The organism is Bacillus cereus group sp. MYBK30-2 (assembly GCF_051915945.1).
Classification (GTDB): domain Bacteria; phylum Bacillota; class Bacilli; order Bacillales; family Bacillaceae_G; genus Bacillus_A; species Bacillus_A paramycoides.
In genome coordinates this window covers 602,905-622,126 of sequence record NZ_JBQAFR010000001.1, presented here as the reverse complement: position 1 = coordinate 622,126, position 19,222 = coordinate 602,905, and the positions used below count along the sequence as shown (strand labels likewise).

Sequence of the window (19,222 nt, the reverse complement as noted above, 5' to 3'; positions counted from 1 at the left end):
AACTAGGTGATTTGAAATGCTGTTAAAAACCACGTTTCAAAAGAAAGATGTATCAATTGTGAAAAGAGGTTGAATATAATGGCATGGATGATGATACTAGCACTTACGATATCTTCAAGCATTGATAATTTTGGTGTAGGTATTTCATATGGAATACGTGGTATTCGAATAAATGCCTTCTCAAATTTTATTATTTCTGTCATTTGCTTTCTTTTTAGTGCAGCAGGAATTTATTTTGGTGTCTGGCTATCTAAAGTATTGCCAGGAATATTTCCGGTAATCGTTGGTTCATTACTGTTAGTGATTATTGGTATTCGTATTATGTTACTCGCCATGCCAAGAAAAAATAAAGAAGTAGCATCTATAAGAGAAGTAGAGGGAGAAACTTCAAATAAAGATGGAGTCTCCGGAAGTCTGAAAACAATTATGAAAGATCCAACGAAGGCAGATATTGATAAGTCTGGAAGTATTGGATTTGTTGAATCTCTTTTCCTTGGTGTCGCTCTTTCAGCAAATGCTCTTACAAATGGATTAGGTGCTGGTTTATTAGGATTATCACCTATTGCAATTTGTTTAGCTGCATCAATAGCTAGCTTTTTAACTGTGTGGGCAGGCGTAGTACTAGGAGAAAAAGTAGCAAATGTAAGAATTGGAAAGTTCACGATTGGACAGTTTGGGACGCTTATTAGTGGTGTTTTATTAGTTATTATTGCTTTTACTGCATTTTTAGATTAGTAGGATAAAAAACTAGCAATTTTACTATAACGGTTTCGGATTTGAAGTGCAAAATTAAAAACAGCCATAAAAAAAGCAACGCTTCCTTTATTAGAGGGCATTGCTTTTTTCTTTACGATAATTTCTGTTCAATCATTAATTGAGCTTTAGCTGTATGAACATAATTTAGCCAGTCTATTGATACGTTTTGTTTTGTATTGAAATAGATTTCAACTACATCTAAATGAGATAATTCCGTATTAATTGAAACGGGATTACCGTTTAATTTAGTACTGTACATATAATGTGCTTTCTCAGGAAAAGCAGCAAATGTAAAATCAATAATTGTAGAACCTTCAGGCAAATAAATGGGCCTTAAGTTAGTGGTATAAGTAGTAATAGTATTTTCAAATAGCTCATATGAGACTAGGTCATGAAAGATGATAGGATCTTTCGTTAATAAATGGTTATTAAAAATTGTATCATCAAGTATGCTATATGAAATCTTTTTGATATCATTATCGAAATTATTTAATAAATAAAAAACGCCACTATTATTTATCCTCTTTGCCAATCGTGTTTGAATAATAATTACTTGTTCAACATCATTAATAGTAATTTTAGTTTTTAAATTAGAGTTGAAATGGTTATTTTCAAGCGCTATATTATCTTCGAAAGATTTTATATTAGGCTTATATAATTGATGAATTATTCCAAGGATTTTATAGCAATCAAGCACACTTGAAGTTGTGATATATATTTGAGAAACTTTCGATATGTCTTGTGCCTCTTGAAGTTGCGAGTAAGCAGAATAAATGGGGGTGAAATTATAATGTAATTCAAATGAAAGGTTAGTATCATAAAAGTTATTAATACCTCTATTTAATTCGACTATATTTTGTTGAATTTGTTTTACGTAGCCGTTTAAAAAGTTTCGCATGTTTTCATATCGCTCTTTATGGAGATGTTTGAAAGCTAGATTTTCCAATTCATGCTGGATATCGTATAAACCTAATCGCTTTGCAAGTGGTGCAAATAATGTTAATGTTTCATTTGCATAAGCTACTTGTTTCGCTGGTTTTTTTATACCCAAAGTTTTTATGTTATGAAGACGATCTATAACTTTAATAATGCTAACACGTATGTCTTGTTGAGAAGCTAGTAATAACTTTTTAAAATTAGTTGCTTCGTATAATGCTTTCTCTGGATTTTGTTGTTTATTTACTTTGGTTAAACCATCTACAATATATCGAATGGTCGTACCAAAATGCGACTCCACTTCTTCTAAAGAATGATCGGTGTCTTCTACGACATCATGTAATAACGCAGCAATCAAAGTTGTAGCATCAGCTTTATAATGTAATAAAATTTCTGTAATAGCAAAAGGGTGAATAATATATGGTTCTCCTGTTTGACGGTATTGTCCATCATGTGCTTGCTTGGCAAATTGTATAGCTTTTTTCATTAGCCTTAATTCTTCAGGTTGTAGATAATTTGCCTTTTGTAATAAAACCTCATTCATATAAATCCATCCCTTAAAGTTATTTCTAATAATAATTCTATATAATATGATAAAGACCTTTTAAAATGGCAATGAAATTGTAAAAGAATGTAATGCTTTAAAAGTAAAAGAAGATACTTTGTTTGCTATTAAGTTATTTCAAAAACAATATAACCGGATTATAAATAAAGTGGATAATATAAAAATGCATTTATATGTCACATCCTTCCATCATCGTTCGTCTTGTAAGTAGAACGAGAAGGAGGGATTTTTTATGAATAAATTTGATATAGCAATTGTTGGCGGGGGACTTGCTGGGTTAACGGCATCTATATATTTAGCGAAAAAAGGAAGAAAAGTTGTTGTATTAGAAAAATCTAGCCGTTTTGGTGGCAGAGCGATGACAATAAATAAAAATGGCATCTATATGAATCTTGGAGCACATGCTTTATACCGCGGAGGAGAAGCGTTCTTAACATTTAACGAGCTTGGTATGAATCTTACGGGAGGAATACCGTCCACGAAAGCACACGGAATATGGAAAGATGAGGTATATACAATCCCAACTGATTTCCGTACCATTTTATCAACGCCGTTACTTTCATGGTCAGCTAAAATACAATTTTCTCGTCTTATGATTCATTTAGGGAAATTGGATATAAGTGTGATTCCAAAAATGAGTCTTTCTGTATGGGCAGAAAAAGAAATACAGGATCCTATGGTACGAAATATGTTTTATGCGTTATGCCGAACAACGACATACACATTTGCTCCTACCATCCAATTAGCATCGTCTGTATTAAAACAAATACAACGTTCGATGAAAGAAGGAGTTTTTTATGTAGATGGTGGTTGGGAGACAATTATAACAAAATTAAAAGATATAGCTATAAATGCTGGTGTTAAATTTCAGGAAAGTAAGCATGTTTTGGAAATAGAACATTGTGAAGATATACAAAAAATACGCTGTTTAGACGATGATATATTCGAAACTGATGCTGTTATCGTGACGATTCCAGTGAAAGAAGCTTGTAAAATAATAAAAGGTGCAGAGAAAACTAGTTTGCACGTATGGAGTGAACAATCGTTACAAGTGACAGCAGCTGCATTAGATATGGGTTTGAAACGATTACCTAATCCTACACATCAATTTGCATTAGGGTTAGATCAACCTGTATTTTTTACGAACCAATCGAGATCAGCAAAGTTAAGTGAAGATGGATCGATAGTTGTAAGTTTGATTAAGTATCATAATCCTATGGAAGAGATAAATAGTATTAATAATGATAAAGAACAGTTAGAAACAGCGATGGAGCTATTACATCCTAATTGGAAACGAGAAGTTGTTGTTAAGCAATATTTACCTAAAATAACTGTTGTTCATGATTTTCCGCATATTGGCCGAGGAGAAAATCCGGGGCCTGCAATTCCTGAAATGCCAGGCGTATACGTAGCAGGAGATTGGGCTGGGCACAATGAAGTATTAGCTGATGCAGCAGTAGCAAGTGGGAAACGAGCGGCATTACACATTTTAAAGCAATTAGAAAGAGAGGCTATTCAGCATGGAAACGGAGCAATTATATGAAGCGCATAAACCTTTATTATTTTCTTTAGCTTATCGAATACTGGGGAGTGTTATGGACGCTGAAGATATAGTCCATGACGTATTCATTTCATTAAATAACATGGATGATAGTCAGTCTGTTGAAAATATAAAAGCTTATTTATGTAAAATGGTAACTAATCGTTCAATTGATAAATTACGTTCCGCGGCACATAAGCGGAACGTATATGTTGGAATGTGGTTACCTGAGCCGCTTGTGGAAGAAAATGATAACCCGTTTGAGTCATTCGTAATGAAGGAATCTCTTTCTACAGCATATCTTTTACTTTTACAACAGTTATCTGAAGTAGAAAGGGTTGTATTCATATTAAGAGAAGTTTTTGGTTATGATTATGAAGAAATAGCCTTAATAGTTGGTAAGAGTAGTGTGAATTGCCGGAAGATATTTCAGCGTGCACGAAAGAGTATTTTGGATAAACCGAAGCATCAGAAATTAAGTACGAAACTAATGGCCACTTATGTTGAAAAATTTGTAGCATCATTACAACGAGGAGATGCACAAGGGATGTTAGAAGTTTTAAAAACAGATGCGATATTCAAAGCAGATGGTGGCGGGAAAGTTACTACTGCTATAAATCCGATTTATTCTGCAGATAGAATTATACGTTTGTTCTTTGGAATTGCAAAAAGGTTACCAGGCGAGTATGCTGTTGATTTCAAAATGGTAAATGGTGCACCGGGTGTTATTGTAAAAATAAATAATAAGGTGAATTATGTGCTTTCATTTGCATTTCATGATGGGAAAATTTCAAACATTTATATGATGGTTAATCCAGAAAAACTTATGCATTTAAATAAAAATAAATAAAGACGTACTTCAGTTGAAGCGCGTCTTTATTCATTCACTGCATTATTTGTGAGAAATATGACTCCAGCCTCAAAACTTGGTGAAAGTAAAAAGGCTAGGTAGACAAAGCTTTACTTTATTTCTCTAACATTTCAAGAGGTACATCTTTTTCGCCAGCTACCTCAAATTTAATTTCCCCGTCTTCTTCATAAATGCGTTTAATAATCGGTATAGTTATCATTAGTTTTTTATGCTGTTTACGTCTTCTAGCAGCATCTAAGTTAATCACGTTCATGTGTAAGCATCCTTTCTCACAGAAATATATAAACAAAAGAAAATGCGTCCGAAAAGGGCGCTTAGTTGAATTAGAAATACCGATTCATTTAAATGGGGTATAGATTATTTTATAATTGCAATTTGATTGTAAAATAATGTAACGAAATAATTACACGTAGAAATTAACTTTACCAAAAAACGAAACAATATGCTATAAAAAATTTAATTCTTTGTCATATAACAGGAAAAAGGTTTACATTTCGCATATAATGAAAAGTAGACGTGCATCATGAACTTTTTCATCATATTGCTTGGAAAGGCGATGGAGAAAATGAATACTCTAGATTCATTATTATTGCAACTTGAACAATATGGGGAAGAGCATGATCGACATAAAGAAAAACGAGAAGAAAAATTACGAAATATTTCTCGCGAAATGGGACAGTTTTTATCAGTTTTAGTAAAGGGGTGCAATGCAAAAAACATTTTAGAAATTGGAACTTCAAATGGTTATTCTACATTGTGGCTAGCAAATGCGGTAGATGAAACAAATGGAAATGTTACAACTGTAGAACTTTCTTCAGAACGGGTTGGAGAGGCACTTGAAAATTTTGAAAAGGCAAATCTTACACAGCGAATCGATATTCATAATCAAGAGGCTGGGGCATTTTTAGATTCTCAAGTAGATCGTTCATTTGATTTTATTTTCCTAGATTCAGAGCGCACGCAATACATGTGGTGGTGGGAACATATAAAACGTATGTTAGAACCAAAAGGTTTTCTTGTTATTGATAATGCAACTTCTCATGCGGAGGAACTAGCAGAATTTATAAAGATGATTGAAGAAGATGATACGTTTGAAACGGTGTTATTAGCTTTTCAAAAGGGAGCATTTGTTGCGCGAAAGAATAATTAGATGTGAGCTTAATATTATTATCACATTGAAAGATAACATATGTCAAAAAATAGAGTACTGTATGATTTTAAGGAAGTTGATAAATGGGATTAATAAAGGTAACCCATGAAGAATCGGCCTTTAGCATGTTGCTCTCTAGGTCTTAAGTCTGAGGAAAATAATGTTGAGAACAGGTATACTTATACTAAGAAACAGGGAATGACTGCATAAGCAGGTATTTCTTGAAAAATCGATTTCAAACAAGAAAAATGTATATGAAATACGATATTTTAGACGAAATATAGTGCACATAAATTCGCACATATAAATAAAGGAGCGATTTTGTTGACTGAACTCGAGAAAAAGGAACCTGTATCGATTGTAAAAGATAATAATGTAGAAGTAGTGGTTGATACAGTAATAAAAGATGCAGAACTTGAAGAATTGAATAAAGAAGCGGATCTTTATGTACAAAAGTTAAATAGCGAGCAAAATACAGATTTATCAAAAGTATTGTCCCAGCTTGGAGACTTGGGAGATAAAGAGCAACAAGCGGCAGGAAAAACGCTATCGGCATTAAAACGTCCTGTAACAGCGATGATGAATGGAAAGAATGAAGAAATTCCAAATACATTGTTAGAATTGCGAAAAGTGGTATCTGAACTTGATCCGAACTCATTAAAGGCAACTGGTATGAAGAAACTTATGTTTAAAGTGTTCAAGAAAAATCCACTTGAAAATTACGTGCATAAATATCAATCTATAGATAAGCAAATCGAGGAGATTATTAGATCACTTCTAATTGGCCGTGATAACTTGCAAGAGGATACTGTTGGTCTTGAAATGTTAAAAGAACAATCACATGATAAAATTCACGCTCTTGATAAACAAGTATACTTAGGTAGAAAACTTGCTGGAATGCTTGAGGCTGAGAAACAAAATCCAGAGCGTCAAAGGGATATTCCATTAATAAACGATGCATTAGAAAAGATACTTGTACGTACACGTAATATGCAACAAGCAAAAAGTGTGTTATTACAATCTATCGCATCTGTAGATATTATTAAGAAAAATAATGAAAAGTTAACAGAGGCAATTCGTAATGCGATTACGATGACACAAAATGTAGTAACTGTTTCAGCTGCAATACAGCTTGCATTAACAAATCAACGTAAAACAATCGATGCAGTTAACGCGACAAATGAAGCGATCGAATCAATGGTACTAAGCAATTCTCAAGCATTGAAACAAAATACAGAAGAAACAACAAAACTTCTAGAAAATCCTGCCATTAGCATGGATAAATTACGTGAATCATTCCAAAATGTATTCGCTGCTATTGAAGCATCTGAGAAATCGTCAGAACGTATTATCGAGTCTAGTAAGAAGTTTGTAATTGAACTTGACACATTTAATGATGAGATGAAGCAGAAACTCATACAACATCCAAAGAAATAACAGATCATTAGAGGAGGTGAAAAAATGAGTTTCATTCAAGGAGTATTATTACTATTAGGTTCATTACTATTAATAGCATTTTCTGTCGTTGTTTTAGTTGTATACTTCGGACGTAAACTTTATTTTTCATGGACGAAACCATATAAGAGAGCGCAAGATTCTATTGAGAAGTTATCGAATAAATCAACACCGTTTTTACAAGAATTTACGCAGCACCCACTCTTTTATCGCTGGATTCGTACTGAAGGAACGAAAGAACAAAATACATTAAATACACTTTTCTGTACATCGGGCCAACGTACGAGAGAGCAAGTATTCTCAATGTTACCGAAAGAGAAGCAGAAAAAAGTACATGTGATGGCAAAAACAACGAAAAAGCTTACAAATGAAGATATCGATATCGCAACGATGAAAGTGAAAAATTTCTTGAGACAAGAAACACAGCAAACTGTTAAACCGACAGACCTATCGTTTTATAAATTGTATTTTTATGATCGATACCCTGATGCATTAAATACAATTCAAGCGTACAAACGATCGATTAATCCTTCATTACAAAGAACGGTTGATGACATTACAATTTCAGTATTGAATGCACTTCCATACTATCAAGAACAACGTATGTTTGAACAACAACATAAACTTGAAACGTTTTTAATGAAAGACTTAACAGCGATGTTATCATTAGTGGTACAACTACCACCATCACAACGTCCTGAAAAAGAAGAAGAATTAAAAATTTACTTGCAAAATTTCCAAAAAGAAATGGAAGCAGTAGAACGTGATATTCGCGACTCCATTGATCATGATTTGAATGTGAAAATGAGAGCAGCGACTGAGAAATTTAAGAATAAATAGAAGAGACCGCCCTAAAAGCTGAGTATTTCGGCTTTAAGGCGGTTTTTTTTAATAAGGGATTTATAATCATTATACCCTTTTGTATCCACTCACGTGTATTAACGTATATATCATAATAGTTTCTTTGTCCAGCAGTTGTGTTAGCGCTGGTGGGATCATCAACAATATTTCTCCATACACTAGATGGACTTATGTGAAACTGTATATATGATTTTTTTGTTTAATAGCCATATTTTATCCTTTTACAAGCGCATTTACATTTAAACGCTGCCTTTTTATTCTATTACCTAAAATACTATAACATAGTGAAATAGGAGAGCTACAATTGAGAAAGTTTCATATTGAAACTTCAAATTAATAGAAATAGTATTTTTGATGAAATTTTCTTTCAATATAACTAAACTGTACATATCCTTCATATGCTTGTTAGTAACGTGAAACTTCCTTTCACTGATTGTTACACAATCTTTGAACAAGATGGAAATGAAATTACGAGTATAGGAGGATATTAAAATGAAAGTGTTATTTGTGTGTTCTGGAGGAATGTCCAGCGCAATTGTTGTAAACGCTTTAAAAAAAGAAGCAGAGAAAAAAGGTGTCGATATGGAAGTGCATGCGATTGGAACAAATGAGGTTGAGGAAGAAGTCAAGAATGGTTGGGATGTTGTAATGGTTGCTCCTCAAGTACGCCACCGCTTTGGTTCTGTAAAAAAGCTTGCAGAACTGGTATCTGTTCCATGTGGTATTATTCCGCCCCAAGCATATACCCCACTAGGTGGACCGACGTTATTAAAAGCTGTAAATGAATTAATTCGTTAGGAGGTAGTGTTATGAATAAGTTTGTCTCGTTTCTTGAGAATAACTTATCTGGACCAATGGCAAGGCTGTCCGAGCAAAGGCATTTACAGGCAATTCGTGATGGGGTAATTTCGGCGTTACCATTTATTATCGTAGGGAGCTTCTTTTTAATTGTAGCATTTCCGCCACTTCCGAAAGATAGTTTCATTTCGCTTTGGGCAGCGAAACATCAGGCGAGCATTTTAATACCATATCGTCTAACTATGTTTATTATGTCATTATATATAGCATTTGGTATAGGATACAATTTAGCGAAAAGTTATAAGTTAGATGCCTTATCAGGAGCACAGCTTGCAGTATGTTCATTACTTTTAACATTGACGCCTGAATTAATCGATAAAAAAGGATTTATGCTTCCGATGACAAATCTCGGAGGACATGGATTATTCGTTACGATGATCGTATCAATTTTATCTGTTGAGATTTTAAGGTTTTGTAAGAAGAGAAATGTAATGATTAAAATGCCAGAACAAGTACCGCCGTCTGTATCACGTTCTTTTGAAGCACTTATACCTGCTGCGTTCGTTATTATTATTATGAGTCTAGTTACTGTCGTTTTTAGCATTGATTTACATCATGTTGTTGATAAATTAGCGGCACCGTTAGTAAAAGCTGGTGATAGTTACTTCGGTGTAATCATTCCAGTATTTTTAATTACATTCTTTTGGTCGTTCGGTATACATGGTGTGTCGGTTGTTGGCACTGTTGCCCGTCCATTATGGGAAGTATACTTAGGGAAAAATGGTGAAGCAGTTGCTAGCGGGGCAGATCAGTTGCCATTCATTGCACCAGAACCATTATATCAATGGTTTATATGGATTGGTGGTTCTGGTGCAACGTTAGGGCTTGTATTAGCTATGATTGTATTTGGTCGATCAAAATATTCGAAAGCATTATCAAGAACTTGTATTGTGCCTGGTATTTTTAATATTAATGAACCTGTTATTTTCGGATTGCCGATTGTACTAAATCCCATTTTAATTATCCCATTTATCATTACACCACTAGTAACAGCCACTGTTGCATACTCAGCAACTGCGATGGGATTTGTTACACCGACACATATAATGCCTCCGTGGACATTACCCGCTCCAATTGGTGCGTATTTAGCAACAGGTGGGGATTGGCGAGCGATTGTACTCGTATTTATAAACATAACAATTTCATTTCTTATTTATCTTCCATTCTTTAAAATGTATGACAAAAACATGCTTGAAATTGAGAAGAATGGTGATGAAGAATCTGTGAATGCATAACGCATATACAGTAAATTATTAGTGATAGACAATTTGTCTATCACTTCTTTCATATAGAATTGAGAGAAGGTGAAAAGGAATGTATATAAAATTTAGTTATAAAGGAGTATTTTTACTACTATTTGGGGTAATTTGTTCGAATTTAATTTTTGTGCCTTTATTAAGAATGCTAAATCTATCACAAATGCATAGTATATGGTTGATTACAAGCATTGCGACAAGTGTTTTGCTTACGATAGTTGTTTCTTTCATTGATGGAACATTTGTATCGAAAGCTCAGTTGTTTTTTAGATTTATATTGTTTTCAGTAGGATGTACGTTGTTTACTTATATGATTGTTTTTTAGCAAATGAAACGTATCATCGTAATTCGAGTAATGTGCCGAGCGCAACAGGTGCTAAGGAATCTGTGATTTTAGGGAATATAAGATTCCCTCCAATACGAAGATGAAAATGAGGCGAACATATGAAGTATATGATTGGAGTAGACGGTGGGGGAACGAAGACAGAGGCAATTGCATTTGATCGAGATGGAAACGAAGTTGTAAGAGGTACGTGTGGGTTTGGAAATATATTAATAGATTTTGAAGAAGCACTTTCGCATATTATGGAGGCGATTGATCAATGCCAGAAAAGTGTAGTAAATGGACACTGCGTTTGTATTTGCTTAGGATTAGCGGGTATAAGTGGAGTAAATGCAAATGAATTAACATTACGATTAATAAAGAAGTATGGAATAAAAGTTGAAGTTTTTAATGACGCAATGATTGCACATGCAGCTGCCTTAAAAGGTAAGGATGGAATTTTAACTATAGGTGGTACAGGTGCAATTTGTATAGGAAAGAAAGGCGAAGTGTACGAATATAGCGGTGGATGGGGACATATTTTAGGAGATGAAGGAAGTGGATATTGGATTGCATTACAAGCTTTAAAGAAAATGGCATTACAATTTGATCAAGGAGTTAGACTTTGTTCATTAAGCTTGAACATTCAAAATCAGTTTCAACTTTTAACACCATCTCATATAAAAAGTCTAATATATACTTCTTCAAAAGATAAGGTTGCAGCAATCACACCATTAATTATTGAGGAAGCGAAAAATGGGAATGATAACGCACATGAAATTATGATGCAAGCTGGTAAGGAATTAGCGAGAATTACGGTAGATGTTTATAATAAGATGCAATTTGATTTACCTACTTCAATTGCAGTAAGTGGCAGCATATTACGTTTAGTTCCTGAAATATATGCTACATTTAAGAAGTGCTGTGAGGAAAGTATTGGAGAAGTTACATTTGTATCACAATCAGAAATGGCAGCGAAAGGAACATACTATTTATTGAAGGATAAATATTTTGCGTTGTAAATGGTTAAATGAGAATTTTTGTATGATTTGTAAAAATGTGATGTTAAAATATATAAAGGGATGTAGAGTAAGAAAAGTACAATATACGTAGTAATTGAATACTTTATATGTATTCCCATAAAGAAAGTGAATGATTACATGATTAATAGCATGCAGTTTTTGTATGTAGTGGCTTCTTATTTATTTGGAAACATATTGATCGCTTATATATTAACAAAATGGAGACATAACGTTGATATTCGTGAAGAAGGAAGTGGAAATCCGGGCGCAAGAAATATGGGGCGAGTATATGGAAAGTGGTACTTCGTCACTACATTTTTAGGTGATGCAATCAAAGGTGGAATAGTAGTTTATATTGCAAAATATCTTTTTGAAGATTCCACATTCATAATGTTAACATTATTGGCCGTTATAATCGGACATATTTACCCAATTTTGTTTAAAGGCAAGGGTGGAAAAGGCATTTCAACATTTATTGGAGGATTAATCGCATTTGATTATTTGATAGCGCTTACTCTCGTAAGTATTTTTATTATATTTTATTTAATATTCAAAGGATTTACTAAGCCGGGGTTAATTACAATCGCTTGTTTACCACTTTGCATGATTTTTTATTCTTACTCTATTGTTACGACTATTTTAAGTGCACTTATTATTGTACTTATTTTATATGTAAATCGAGAATAAAGTGAACCTTTAATAAGTGGGGGGAATCTCCACTTATGATTTTTATGAATTAGATAGTGAGGGATAAATAGAGATAAAGGAGATAGGACATGGGGTTAATTTATAAGGTTGCTGATCAGGCTTGGGAATTTGAAAGTATACATAAATTGAATTATAAAACATTTGTAGAAGAGATTCCGCAACATGAAGAAACAAAAGAACGTTTTCGTATAGATCGATTTCATGAAGAAAATACATATTTAATTTGTTTAGATGGGGATAAGTTAGTAGGTATGGTCGCGGTGCGGGGAAAACGACCATTTTCGTTAGATTATAAAATTTCAAATTTAGATTTTTATTTACAAGAGCATGGAGAAAAAGTATATGAAATTCGTTTACTCTCAGTAGAACGTAAATATCGAAATGGAAGAGCACTGTTAGGCTTAATTCGCTTTTTACATCGTTATTTGCTTCTAAACGGATATGAATTAGCACTCATTTCAGCCACAACACGTGAGCTGCCTTTATATGAACAAATGGGATTCAAATCTTTCCATACTTTAGTTGGTACAGAGGAAGCAGCTTTTCAACCAATGTATGTTACACCTGCTATGTTTGAAGAGTCGAGTGTTGGAGGGATTATGAAGAAAGAATATACGTTTTTACCTGGTCCAGTAGACATTGAAGAGAATGTTCAAAAGGCATTTTCTACTAAGCCTATTTCCCATCGTTCTAAGTCGTTTCAAGTAACGATGGAAAATGTAAAAAAACGATTACTTCAAATGACGAAAGCAAAACGTGTACAACTCATGTTAGGAACAGGGACGTTAGCGAATGATGCCATTGCTTTACAGTTACGCTCTTTAAAAGGTAAAGGGATAGTTTTAGCGAATGGGGAGTTTGGTAATAGATTAATTGGCCAGGCAAAACGTGTACATTTAAATTTTGATACGTACAAAAAAGAAATGGGAGAGCCGTTTATTTATACCGAATTGGAAAAAATAATGACAACTGAAAATTATGAATGGCTCTGGTTTGTTCATCATGAAACATCAACTGGAATGTTAAACAATTTAGAAGAGCTAACTGCTCTTTGTAAAAAGAATCAAATGAAACTATGTGTAGATTGTACAAGCTCAATTGGAGCAATACCAATAGATTTGAAGGATGTATACTTTGCAAGTGGTGTAAGCGGAAAAGCGATTAAATCATTTACAGGATTATCTTTCGTTTTTCATAATCACATTATAGAGAAAAACGAAGCAATACCCGCGTATATGGACATTGGTATGTATGAAATAAGTGATAGTATTCCATACTCCCATTCCTGGAATTTAATTTATGCATTGCAAGAAGCATTGAAGAGATTTGAAGATGAAAAGACATTTGTAAAAATAAAAGAGACGTATGCTTATATTGAACAAGCTATTACTACTATGGGTTTAAAGCTTGTTTCACCTAAAGAACATGCCGCGCAAATTATTCTTACGATTCAATTAAACGAAGGGCAGTCTTCTAAGGCAGTAGGCGATGCATTAGCGTTACAAGGATATATTGTCCATTATGAATCAGCATATTTACAAACGAATAACTGGATTCAAATTGCATGCCTTAATCACTATAAAGAACGTGATATGAAGAAGATGTTGAATTGTTTGCAGATGTGGGTATTAAAAAAGGGCGTGCATATATAATGAATGTTTTCATAACATAGTTGGTTGCATATAAAGGAGTTATTACTTACGAAAACTTAGGAGACTCAGATTAGATTATATACAATTAGAAGGGGTGTTAGTATGATAACTAGAAAACTACCATTACATATAGAGGATATTAAAAAGGCTCAAAAAATTTTGGATAGAAATGTTCGTAAAACACCATTAGTTAAATCATTTTATTTGACTAGTAAAACGGGTGGAGAAATTCACTTGAAATTAGAGAATATGCAATTAACGGGTTCTTTTAAATTCCGTGGTGCATTTAATAAAATGTCGCAGCTTACAGATCAAGAAAAAGAGAAGGGAGTTATTGCGTGCTCGGCAGGTAATCATGCACAAGGGGTTGCTTTATCTGCGCATTTACTTGGTATTAAGAGTAAAATTGTGATGCCAGTTTCCGCACCTCAAGCGAAAGTTGAGGCTACTCGAGGATATGGATCAGAAGTTGTTTTATATGGTGAAACTTTTGATGATGCAAAAGCAAAATGTGAGGAAATTATACGAGAAACGGGAGAAACATACTTACATCCATATGATGATGTAGAGGTAATGGCTGGTCAAGGTACAATTGGTTTAGATATCCTTGATGATATGTGGGATGTTGATACTGTAATTGTACCTATTGGCGGAGGCGGGATTATTTCGGGTATTGCAGTTGCATTAAAATCTTTTAATCCATCAATTAATATTATTGGCGTACAAGCAGAAAATGTTCATGGAATGAAGGCTTCTTATGATGTTGGGAAAATTGTGGAACATTATGATGCACCTACTATAGCAGATGGTTGTGCAGTTAAAATACCAGGGGATTTAACGTTTGAAGTTGTAAAAGAATTAGTAGATGTTATTGTAACAGTATCAGAAGAAGATTTGGAAGTAGCGATGAAAGACTTATTACAACGAGGGAAAGCTGTCGTAGAAGGAGCAGGTGCTTTAGCTACCGCTGCTCTGCTTGCAGGTAAAGTTGATCAATATATTAAAGGGAAAAAAATAGTAGCGGTTATATCTGGTGGAAACGTAGACTTGCAACGTATATCAAGTGTATGTGAGCACTTTTTTGTAGCTAATGAAGTAAAATGATATTTGTAATAAAGTGAAACTTCCCCACTGATAATTAATTGTATCAATCGGGATTTTTAGGGGTAAATTAGTTTTATAAAAAAAGAGCTAAGGGAAATCATCTTAGCTCCTTTTTTATTATGCTTGTGTTGAAGTAAATAATGACTCCATTTTTAGTTTACTCTTTTCTCTAATTTCAGCATCCGCATGACGCATAACATATTTATGCGCTACAGCGATTGCTAAAACATCATCTAATAGGCCAATTCCAATAATAGCAGCTATATCTGGAATGAAATCGATTGTTAATACGTAATAGGACAAAGCTGCTAATATTATGAGTTTCGCTTTAGTAGGTAACTCTTTCTTTTTCATTGTGTAGAATAAAATAATACTTTCATATACGCTGGATTTACCGAGGTTTACTGAGCTTTTTTTGAATTTTTTCCAAAGTGTCTGTTTCTTCATATAAACACTCCTTTTACAAAAAACATAGATTTTTTAAAAGGATGGACAAAGAAGCGAAAGAATAATCAATTTTATCATTTTTTCCTATTGTATATTTCCATAAGTATAAGCAAATACGTGTTCAAAATAATATAATGTTTGTTACGCAACGACTCACAGTGTTTTGTTACATAGTATGTATAGTAAAATGTATGTGGATGATTCAGTTATTATTAAACATTTAATAAGATAAACGGTATGGGGGAAGGGAAATGAAGATAATAGAACTACCAATTGAATTCGAATTTAACGGGAGAAAACAATGTATTTATCCGAGCTTAATTATATTAAACAATAAATTAACTTTAGTAGATACAGGTTATACAAATTTTTCACCTTTAATTGAAGATGCAATTTTAAAACATGGATATGAGATGAAAAACTTAAAAAATATAATTATTACTCATTATGATGACGATCATATAGGGTCTTTATACGATTTCAAAGTGAAATATCCTCAAATTAATATTATTGCTAGTGAAATTGAATCTAACTATATTAGTGGTGATATAAAATCAGAGAGGTTGGTTCAAGCTGAAGAAATGCTAGAACGTATGCCAAATGAAGAAAAAGAATTTGGTGAATGGTTTATACAGCAGTTGAAAAATGTAAGACATATTTCTGTTGATGAAAAGGTATATGATGGTCAAATGATTTTGAATAATGAATGTCAAATAGTGGCGACGCCAGGACATACTTCGGGGCATATTTCATTATATTTCCCAAATTTGGACTGTGTAATTACGGGAGACGCAGCTGTTCAAGATAATCGAGAATTAGTAATTGCGAATCCGAACTTTTGTTTAGATATAGAAAAAGCGGAACAGTCTTTAAAGAAGATTAAAGATCTTAAAGCGGAAAGTTATTATTGTTATCACGGAGGGAAACTTACCAAATTAAATTAGTGTTCACTTTTATCACCCTGTAACTATATTTCCGGACATTTGTAATATATATATGTATGGGAACTTATATGTTTAAAAAAAGTTATAGGAGGGGAGAATATGAGCTCTTTCTTTGATGTAATAGCGGATATTATTTTATTCTATCCCAGAAATGATTTGAAATTAAAACATCATATTGCGAAGTTAAGCGAATTAGAGTGGTTTCGAAATCTACATGAAGATACGAAGTATACAAGTTTAATTTGGAGTAATAGAAAGATTAAGAAGTACATTTTATCTACTGCTAACATGGAAGAATTAATTAGATCCGAGCAAAAACAAAAGGAATTTGTCTATCTTGTACACGATGAATATAAAAAAAGAAGATAAGAATTTTTTTATTTTTCATATTTGGCGAAACAAATGGTACAATGAAAGCTAATGTGAAAAATAAGGAAAAGAAGTGGTCTATTTGAAAAACTTTTTAGAATTAGGAATTAGTGAAACTTTTAATCATACATTACGTGAAAATGGAATTGCGGAAGCAACACCGATTCAGGAGAAAGCGATTCCGGTTATACTGTCTGGTAAAGATATTATTGGTCAAGCAAAAACTGGAACAGGTAAAACACTTGCGTTCGTTTTACCGATTTTAGAAAAAATCGATCCAGAGTCTAGTGATGTTCAGGCTTTAATTGTTGCACCAACAAGAGAACTAGCACTGCAAATTACAGCTGAAATTAAAAAAATGCTTGTTCAAAGAGAAGATATTAATGTATTAGCGATTTATGGTGGACAAGATGTAGCGCAACAATTGAGAAAATTAAAAGGTAATACACATATTGTTGTTGCGACACCAGGACGATTATTAGATCATATACGACGTGAAACAATTGATTTAAGTAATCTTTCAATGATTGTACTAGATGAAGCGGATCAAATGCTTTATTTCGGTTTCTTATATGATATTGAAGATATTTTAGATGAGACACCTGACAGTAAACAAACGATGCTATTCTCAGCAACGATGCCAAAAGATATTAAAAAATTGGCGAAACGTTATATGGAAGAGCCACAAATGATTCAAGTGCAAAGTGAAGAAGTAACGGTAAATACAATAGAGCAGCGTGTCATTGAAACGACAGACCGCGCAAAGCAAGATGCACTTCGTTTTGTTATGGATCGTGATCAGCCATTTTTAGCAGTTATTTTCTGTCGTACAAAGGTTAGAGCAAGTAAGCTTTATGATGATTTAAAGGGATTTGGTTATAATTGTGCTGAACTTCATGGTGATATACCTCAAGGGAAACGTGAAAGAGTCATGAAGAGTTTCCGCGAAGCGAAAATTCAGTACTTAATTGCGACTGATGTAGCAGCTCGTGGACTGGATGTAGATGGTGTGACTCACGTATTTAACTATGATATTCCTGAAGATGTAGAAAGCTATATTCACCGTATTGGCCGAACAGGACGTGCTGGTGGTTCAGGTCTTGCAATTACGTTTGTTGCAGCGAAAGATGAAAGATTTTTAGAAGAGATTGAAAAAGTACTAGGTGCACCGTTGCAAAGACAAGTAATTGAACAACCGAAGATAAAACATGTAGATGAAAATGGAAAGCCGATACAAAAGCCGGCTCAAAAACCGAAGAAAACAGGTCAATATCGTCAAAGAGATAGCCGTGAAGGTTCAAGAAATAGCTCAAGAAATGATACAAGAAATAGTTCGAGAAATGATAACAACCGATCATTTAATAAGCCAAGCAATAAGAAAAGTAGTACAAAGCAAGGTCAGCAAAGACGCGGTCGTTAAATAATGACAATCGCCGATATATTTCGAGTTGTGGTCGATATATTCGAAAAATCACCGATAAAATTTCATATGCATTCGTAAATCGTTACATTTCTTAAATAAAAAAAGAGTCGCAAAAAATTGCGGCTCTTTTTTGTATTTTTATAACGAAGTCGATATAAGTACAAGGGTGATTTTAATGAGCAAATTTAAAAATTTCATTCACCGTATTAAAAATAAATTTTAAAATTCATAAAGGAAATATAAAGTAGGGTGTCGTATATGTGCTGTAAGAGGAAACTTTTTACCAACTAAGCATATAATTCAATTAGACCGACAGTCGGTCAATTAAGAAGGAGAACATGAATGAGAATTGTAAAGGAGTATGAAGAGCGTAGAAACGAGATTTTAGAAACAGCTGAAAAATTATTCGTTACAAAAGGCTATACGAAAACAACAGTAAATGACATTTTAAAAGAAATCGGTATAGCGAAAGGAACATTCTATCACTATTTTAAGTCGAAAGAAGAAGTGATGGATGAAATCATAATGAGGATTATTAAAGCGGATGTTGCTAAAGCGAAAGCAATCGTCTCTAATCCCAATATTCCAGTTTTAGATAAGTTATTTCGAATTTTAATGGAACAATCACCAAAATCAGGGGATATAAAAGAGAAAATGATTGAACAATTTCATCAACCAAATAATGCGGAAATGCATCAAAAAAGTTTGGTGCAATCAATTATATACTTATCTCCTGTGTTAACAGAGGTTTTAAAGCAAGGAATCGAAGAGGGAATATTTTCTACCCCATATCCTCAAGAAACGATTGAATTATTAATTTCCTCAGCGCAAGTCATATTTGATGATGGATTATTTCAGTGGAAGCCTGAAGAAATGATGAGGAGAGCTATAGCTTATATTAAAATGATGGAAGCATCTGTTGGAGCGAAGGAAGGATCTTTTGATTATATGTTGGAGGTTTTAATCAAACAGAAATAGTAATT

General features: G+C 33.4%; 20 protein-coding genes and 2 pseudogenes. 18 read left to right on the top strand and 4 right to left on the bottom strand.

The window, feature by feature from the left end; all coding sequences use genetic code 11:
• Positions 1-75 precede the first annotated feature (75 nt).
• Positions 76-735 (top strand): sporulation membrane protein YtaF, encoded by a 660-nt coding sequence (gene ytaF / locus ACTFQM_RS03280; RefSeq protein ID WP_440034377.1) that lies wholly within the window; start codon positions 76-78, stop codon positions 733-735.
• Positions 736-847: 112 nt separating this feature from the next.
• On the opposite strand, the gene ACTFQM_RS03275 is transcribed toward ytaF, so the two are convergent.
• Complete coding sequence (locus ACTFQM_RS03275; RefSeq protein ID WP_440033429.1) at positions 848-2,236, bottom strand: HD domain-containing protein; 1,389 nt, start codon at positions 2,234-2,236, stop codon at positions 848-850.
• A 253-nt stretch (positions 2,237-2,489) separates the two neighbouring features.
• Between ACTFQM_RS03275 and ACTFQM_RS03270 the strand changes: the two genes are divergently transcribed.
• Positions 2,490-3,800 (top strand): phytoene desaturase family protein, encoded by a 1,311-nt coding sequence (locus ACTFQM_RS03270; RefSeq protein WP_440033428.1) that lies wholly within the window; start codon positions 2,490-2,492, stop codon positions 3,798-3,800.
• Positions 3,778-4,647 (top strand): sigma-70 family RNA polymerase sigma factor, encoded by an 870-nt coding sequence (locus ACTFQM_RS03265; protein WP_440033427.1) that lies wholly within the window; start codon positions 3,778-3,780, stop codon positions 4,645-4,647. The genes ACTFQM_RS03270 and ACTFQM_RS03265 overlap by 23 nt, the downstream gene beginning before the upstream one ends.
• 115 nt (positions 4,648-4,762) lie before the next feature.
• Here the strand turns inward: ACTFQM_RS03265 and ACTFQM_RS03260 are convergent, their stop codons facing one another.
• A complete protein-coding gene (locus ACTFQM_RS03260; protein WP_002085567.1) occupies positions 4,763-4,921 on the bottom strand; it encodes a hypothetical protein in 159 nt (52 codons plus the stop codon).
• A 303-nt stretch (positions 4,922-5,224) separates the two neighbouring features.
• Here ACTFQM_RS03260 and ACTFQM_RS03255 point away from each other — a divergent pair, with 303 nt between their 5' ends.
• The 3 genes from ACTFQM_RS03255 to ACTFQM_RS03245 all read left to right on the top strand — a co-directional run bounded on the left by ACTFQM_RS03255 (position 5,225) and on the right by ACTFQM_RS03245 (position 8,113).
• Positions 5,225-5,818 carry an O-methyltransferase gene (locus ACTFQM_RS03255; protein ID WP_098475295.1) on the top strand — a complete coding sequence of 198 codons (594 nt, stop codon included), beginning with the start codon at positions 5,225-5,227 and terminating at the stop codon, positions 5,816-5,818.
• Positions 5,819-6,142: 324 nt separating this feature from the next.
• Positions 6,143-7,255, top strand: coding sequence for a toxic anion resistance protein (locus tag ACTFQM_RS03250; RefSeq protein WP_440033426.1), 1,113 nt, complete (start codon positions 6,143-6,145; stop codon positions 7,253-7,255).
• 24 nt (positions 7,256-7,279) lie between these two features.
• Positions 7,280-8,113: a DUF3974 domain-containing protein gene (locus ACTFQM_RS03245; RefSeq protein ID WP_002171962.1), complete on the top strand. Its 834-nt coding sequence runs from the start codon at positions 7,280-7,282 to the stop codon at positions 8,111-8,113.
• Between the two features lie 73 nt (positions 8,114-8,186).
• Here the strand turns inward: ACTFQM_RS03245 and ACTFQM_RS03240 are convergent.
• Positions 8,187-8,383, bottom strand: a pseudogene (locus tag ACTFQM_RS03240) (family 10 glycosylhydrolase); the annotation flags it as partial.
• Between the two features lie 243 nt (positions 8,384-8,626).
• Here ACTFQM_RS03240 and ACTFQM_RS03235 point away from each other — a divergent pair.
• The 8 genes and pseudogenes from ACTFQM_RS03235 to tdcB all read left to right on the top strand — a co-directional run bounded on the left by ACTFQM_RS03235 (position 8,627) and on the right by tdcB (position 15,056).
• Complete coding sequence (locus tag ACTFQM_RS03235; protein WP_002171963.1) at positions 8,627-8,932, top strand: PTS sugar transporter subunit IIB; 306 nt, start codon at positions 8,627-8,629, stop codon at positions 8,930-8,932.
• Positions 8,933-8,943: 11 nt separating this feature from the next.
• Positions 8,944-10,227 carry a PTS sugar transporter subunit IIC gene (locus tag ACTFQM_RS03230; protein WP_327903690.1) on the top strand — a complete coding sequence of 428 codons (1,284 nt, stop codon included), beginning with the start codon at positions 8,944-8,946 and terminating at the stop codon, positions 10,225-10,227.
• Between the two features lie 79 nt (positions 10,228-10,306).
• Positions 10,307-10,573 (top strand): hypothetical protein, encoded by a 267-nt coding sequence (locus ACTFQM_RS03225; protein ID WP_002171965.1) that lies wholly within the window; start codon positions 10,307-10,309, stop codon positions 10,571-10,573.
• Positions 10,570-10,677: pseudogene (locus ACTFQM_RS03220) on the top strand (anhydro-N-acetylmuramic acid kinase); the annotation flags it as partial. The gene ACTFQM_RS03225 and the pseudogene ACTFQM_RS03220, both read left to right, overlap by 4 nt.
• Positions 10,678-10,692: 15 nt before the next feature.
• Positions 10,693-11,592, top strand: a complete 900-nt coding sequence (locus ACTFQM_RS03215) for a BadF/BadG/BcrA/BcrD ATPase family protein (RefSeq protein ID WP_440033425.1) — start codon at positions 10,693-10,695, stop codon at positions 11,590-11,592.
• A gap of 138 nt (positions 11,593-11,730) precedes the next feature.
• Positions 11,731-12,279: a glycerol-3-phosphate 1-O-acyltransferase PlsY gene (gene plsY / locus ACTFQM_RS03210; protein ID WP_440033424.1), complete on the top strand. Its 549-nt coding sequence runs from the start codon at positions 11,731-11,733 to the stop codon at positions 12,277-12,279.
• Between the two features lie 89 nt (positions 12,280-12,368).
• Positions 12,369-13,952, top strand: coding sequence for an aminotransferase class V-fold PLP-dependent enzyme (locus tag ACTFQM_RS03205; RefSeq protein WP_440033423.1), 1,584 nt, complete (start codon positions 12,369-12,371; stop codon positions 13,950-13,952).
• A 102-nt stretch (positions 13,953-14,054) separates the two neighbouring features.
• Positions 14,055-15,056: a bifunctional threonine ammonia-lyase/L-serine ammonia-lyase TdcB gene (tdcB, locus tag ACTFQM_RS03200; protein WP_440033422.1), complete on the top strand. Its 1,002-nt coding sequence runs from the start codon at positions 14,055-14,057 to the stop codon at positions 15,054-15,056.
• 117 nt (positions 15,057-15,173) lie between these two features.
• On the opposite strand, the gene ACTFQM_RS03195 is transcribed toward tdcB, so the two are convergent.
• Positions 15,174-15,503, bottom strand: coding sequence for a YkvA family protein (locus tag ACTFQM_RS03195; protein WP_440033421.1), 330 nt, complete (start codon positions 15,501-15,503; stop codon positions 15,174-15,176).
• Between the two features lie 251 nt (positions 15,504-15,754).
• On the opposite strand from ACTFQM_RS03195, the gene ACTFQM_RS03190 reads away from it, so the two are divergent.
• The 4 genes from ACTFQM_RS03190 to ACTFQM_RS03175 all read left to right on the top strand — a co-directional run bounded on the left by ACTFQM_RS03190 (position 15,755) and on the right by ACTFQM_RS03175 (position 19,217).
• Positions 15,755-16,447 (top strand): MBL fold metallo-hydrolase, encoded by a 693-nt coding sequence (locus tag ACTFQM_RS03190; protein WP_440033420.1) that lies wholly within the window; start codon positions 15,755-15,757, stop codon positions 16,445-16,447.
• Positions 16,448-16,546: 99 nt separating this feature from the next.
• Complete coding sequence (locus tag ACTFQM_RS03185; protein WP_440033419.1) at positions 16,547-16,816, top strand: hypothetical protein; 270 nt, start codon at positions 16,547-16,549, stop codon at positions 16,814-16,816.
• A gap of 73 nt (positions 16,817-16,889) precedes the next feature.
• Positions 16,890-18,236, top strand: coding sequence for a DEAD/DEAH box helicase (locus ACTFQM_RS03180; RefSeq protein WP_193412293.1), 1,347 nt, complete (start codon positions 16,890-16,892; stop codon positions 18,234-18,236).
• A gap of 345 nt (positions 18,237-18,581) precedes the next feature.
• Positions 18,582-19,217 (top strand): TetR/AcrR family transcriptional regulator, encoded by a 636-nt coding sequence (locus ACTFQM_RS03175; RefSeq protein WP_048374524.1) that lies wholly within the window; start codon positions 18,582-18,584, stop codon positions 19,215-19,217.
• The last annotated feature ends 5 nt before the right edge of the window (positions 19,218-19,222 follow it).

Excerpts from the sequence above, each read along its gene's own strand:
- ACTFQM_RS03270 (WP_440033428.1), top strand. The coding sequence starts at position 2,490 with ATGAATAAATTTGATATAGCAATTGTTGGCGGGGGACTTGCTGGGTTA.
- ACTFQM_RS03195 (WP_440033421.1), bottom strand. The coding sequence starts at position 15,503 with ATGAAGAAACAGACACTTTGGAAAAAATTCAAAAAAAGCTCAGTAAAC.
- ACTFQM_RS03215 (WP_440033425.1), top strand. The coding sequence starts at position 10,693 with ATGAAGTATATGATTGGAGTAGACGGTGGGGGAACGAAGACAGAGGCA.
- ACTFQM_RS03205 (WP_440033423.1), top strand. The coding sequence starts at position 12,369 with ATGGGGTTAATTTATAAGGTTGCTGATCAGGCTTGGGAATTTGAAAGT.
- ACTFQM_RS03245 (WP_002171962.1), top strand. The coding sequence starts at position 7,280 with ATGAGTTTCATTCAAGGAGTATTATTACTATTAGGTTCATTACTATTA.
- ACTFQM_RS03225 (WP_002171965.1), top strand. The coding sequence starts at position 10,307 with ATGTATATAAAATTTAGTTATAAAGGAGTATTTTTACTACTATTTGGG.
- ACTFQM_RS03175 (WP_048374524.1), top strand. The coding sequence starts at position 18,582 with ATGAGAATTGTAAAGGAGTATGAAGAGCGTAGAAACGAGATTTTAGAA.
- ACTFQM_RS03190 (WP_440033420.1), top strand. The coding sequence starts at position 15,755 with ATGAAGATAATAGAACTACCAATTGAATTCGAATTTAACGGGAGAAAA.
- ACTFQM_RS03260 (WP_002085567.1), bottom strand. The coding sequence starts at position 4,921 with ATGAACGTGATTAACTTAGATGCTGCTAGAAGACGTAAACAGCATAAA.
- ACTFQM_RS03230 (WP_327903690.1), top strand. The coding sequence starts at position 8,944 with ATGAATAAGTTTGTCTCGTTTCTTGAGAATAACTTATCTGGACCAATG.
- ACTFQM_RS03185 (WP_440033419.1), top strand. The coding sequence starts at position 16,547 with ATGAGCTCTTTCTTTGATGTAATAGCGGATATTATTTTATTCTATCCC.
- tdcB (WP_440033422.1), top strand. The coding sequence starts at position 14,055 with ATGATAACTAGAAAACTACCATTACATATAGAGGATATTAAAAAGGCT.
- plsY (WP_440033424.1), top strand. The coding sequence starts at position 11,731 with ATGATTAATAGCATGCAGTTTTTGTATGTAGTGGCTTCTTATTTATTT.
- ACTFQM_RS03255 (WP_098475295.1), top strand. The coding sequence starts at position 5,225 with ATGGAGAAAATGAATACTCTAGATTCATTATTATTGCAACTTGAACAA.
- ACTFQM_RS03275 (WP_440033429.1), bottom strand. The coding sequence starts at position 2,236 with ATGAATGAGGTTTTATTACAAAAGGCAAATTATCTACAACCTGAAGAA.
- ACTFQM_RS03235 (WP_002171963.1), top strand. The coding sequence starts at position 8,627 with ATGAAAGTGTTATTTGTGTGTTCTGGAGGAATGTCCAGCGCAATTGTT.
- ACTFQM_RS03265 (WP_440033427.1), top strand. The coding sequence starts at position 3,778 with ATGGAAACGGAGCAATTATATGAAGCGCATAAACCTTTATTATTTTCT.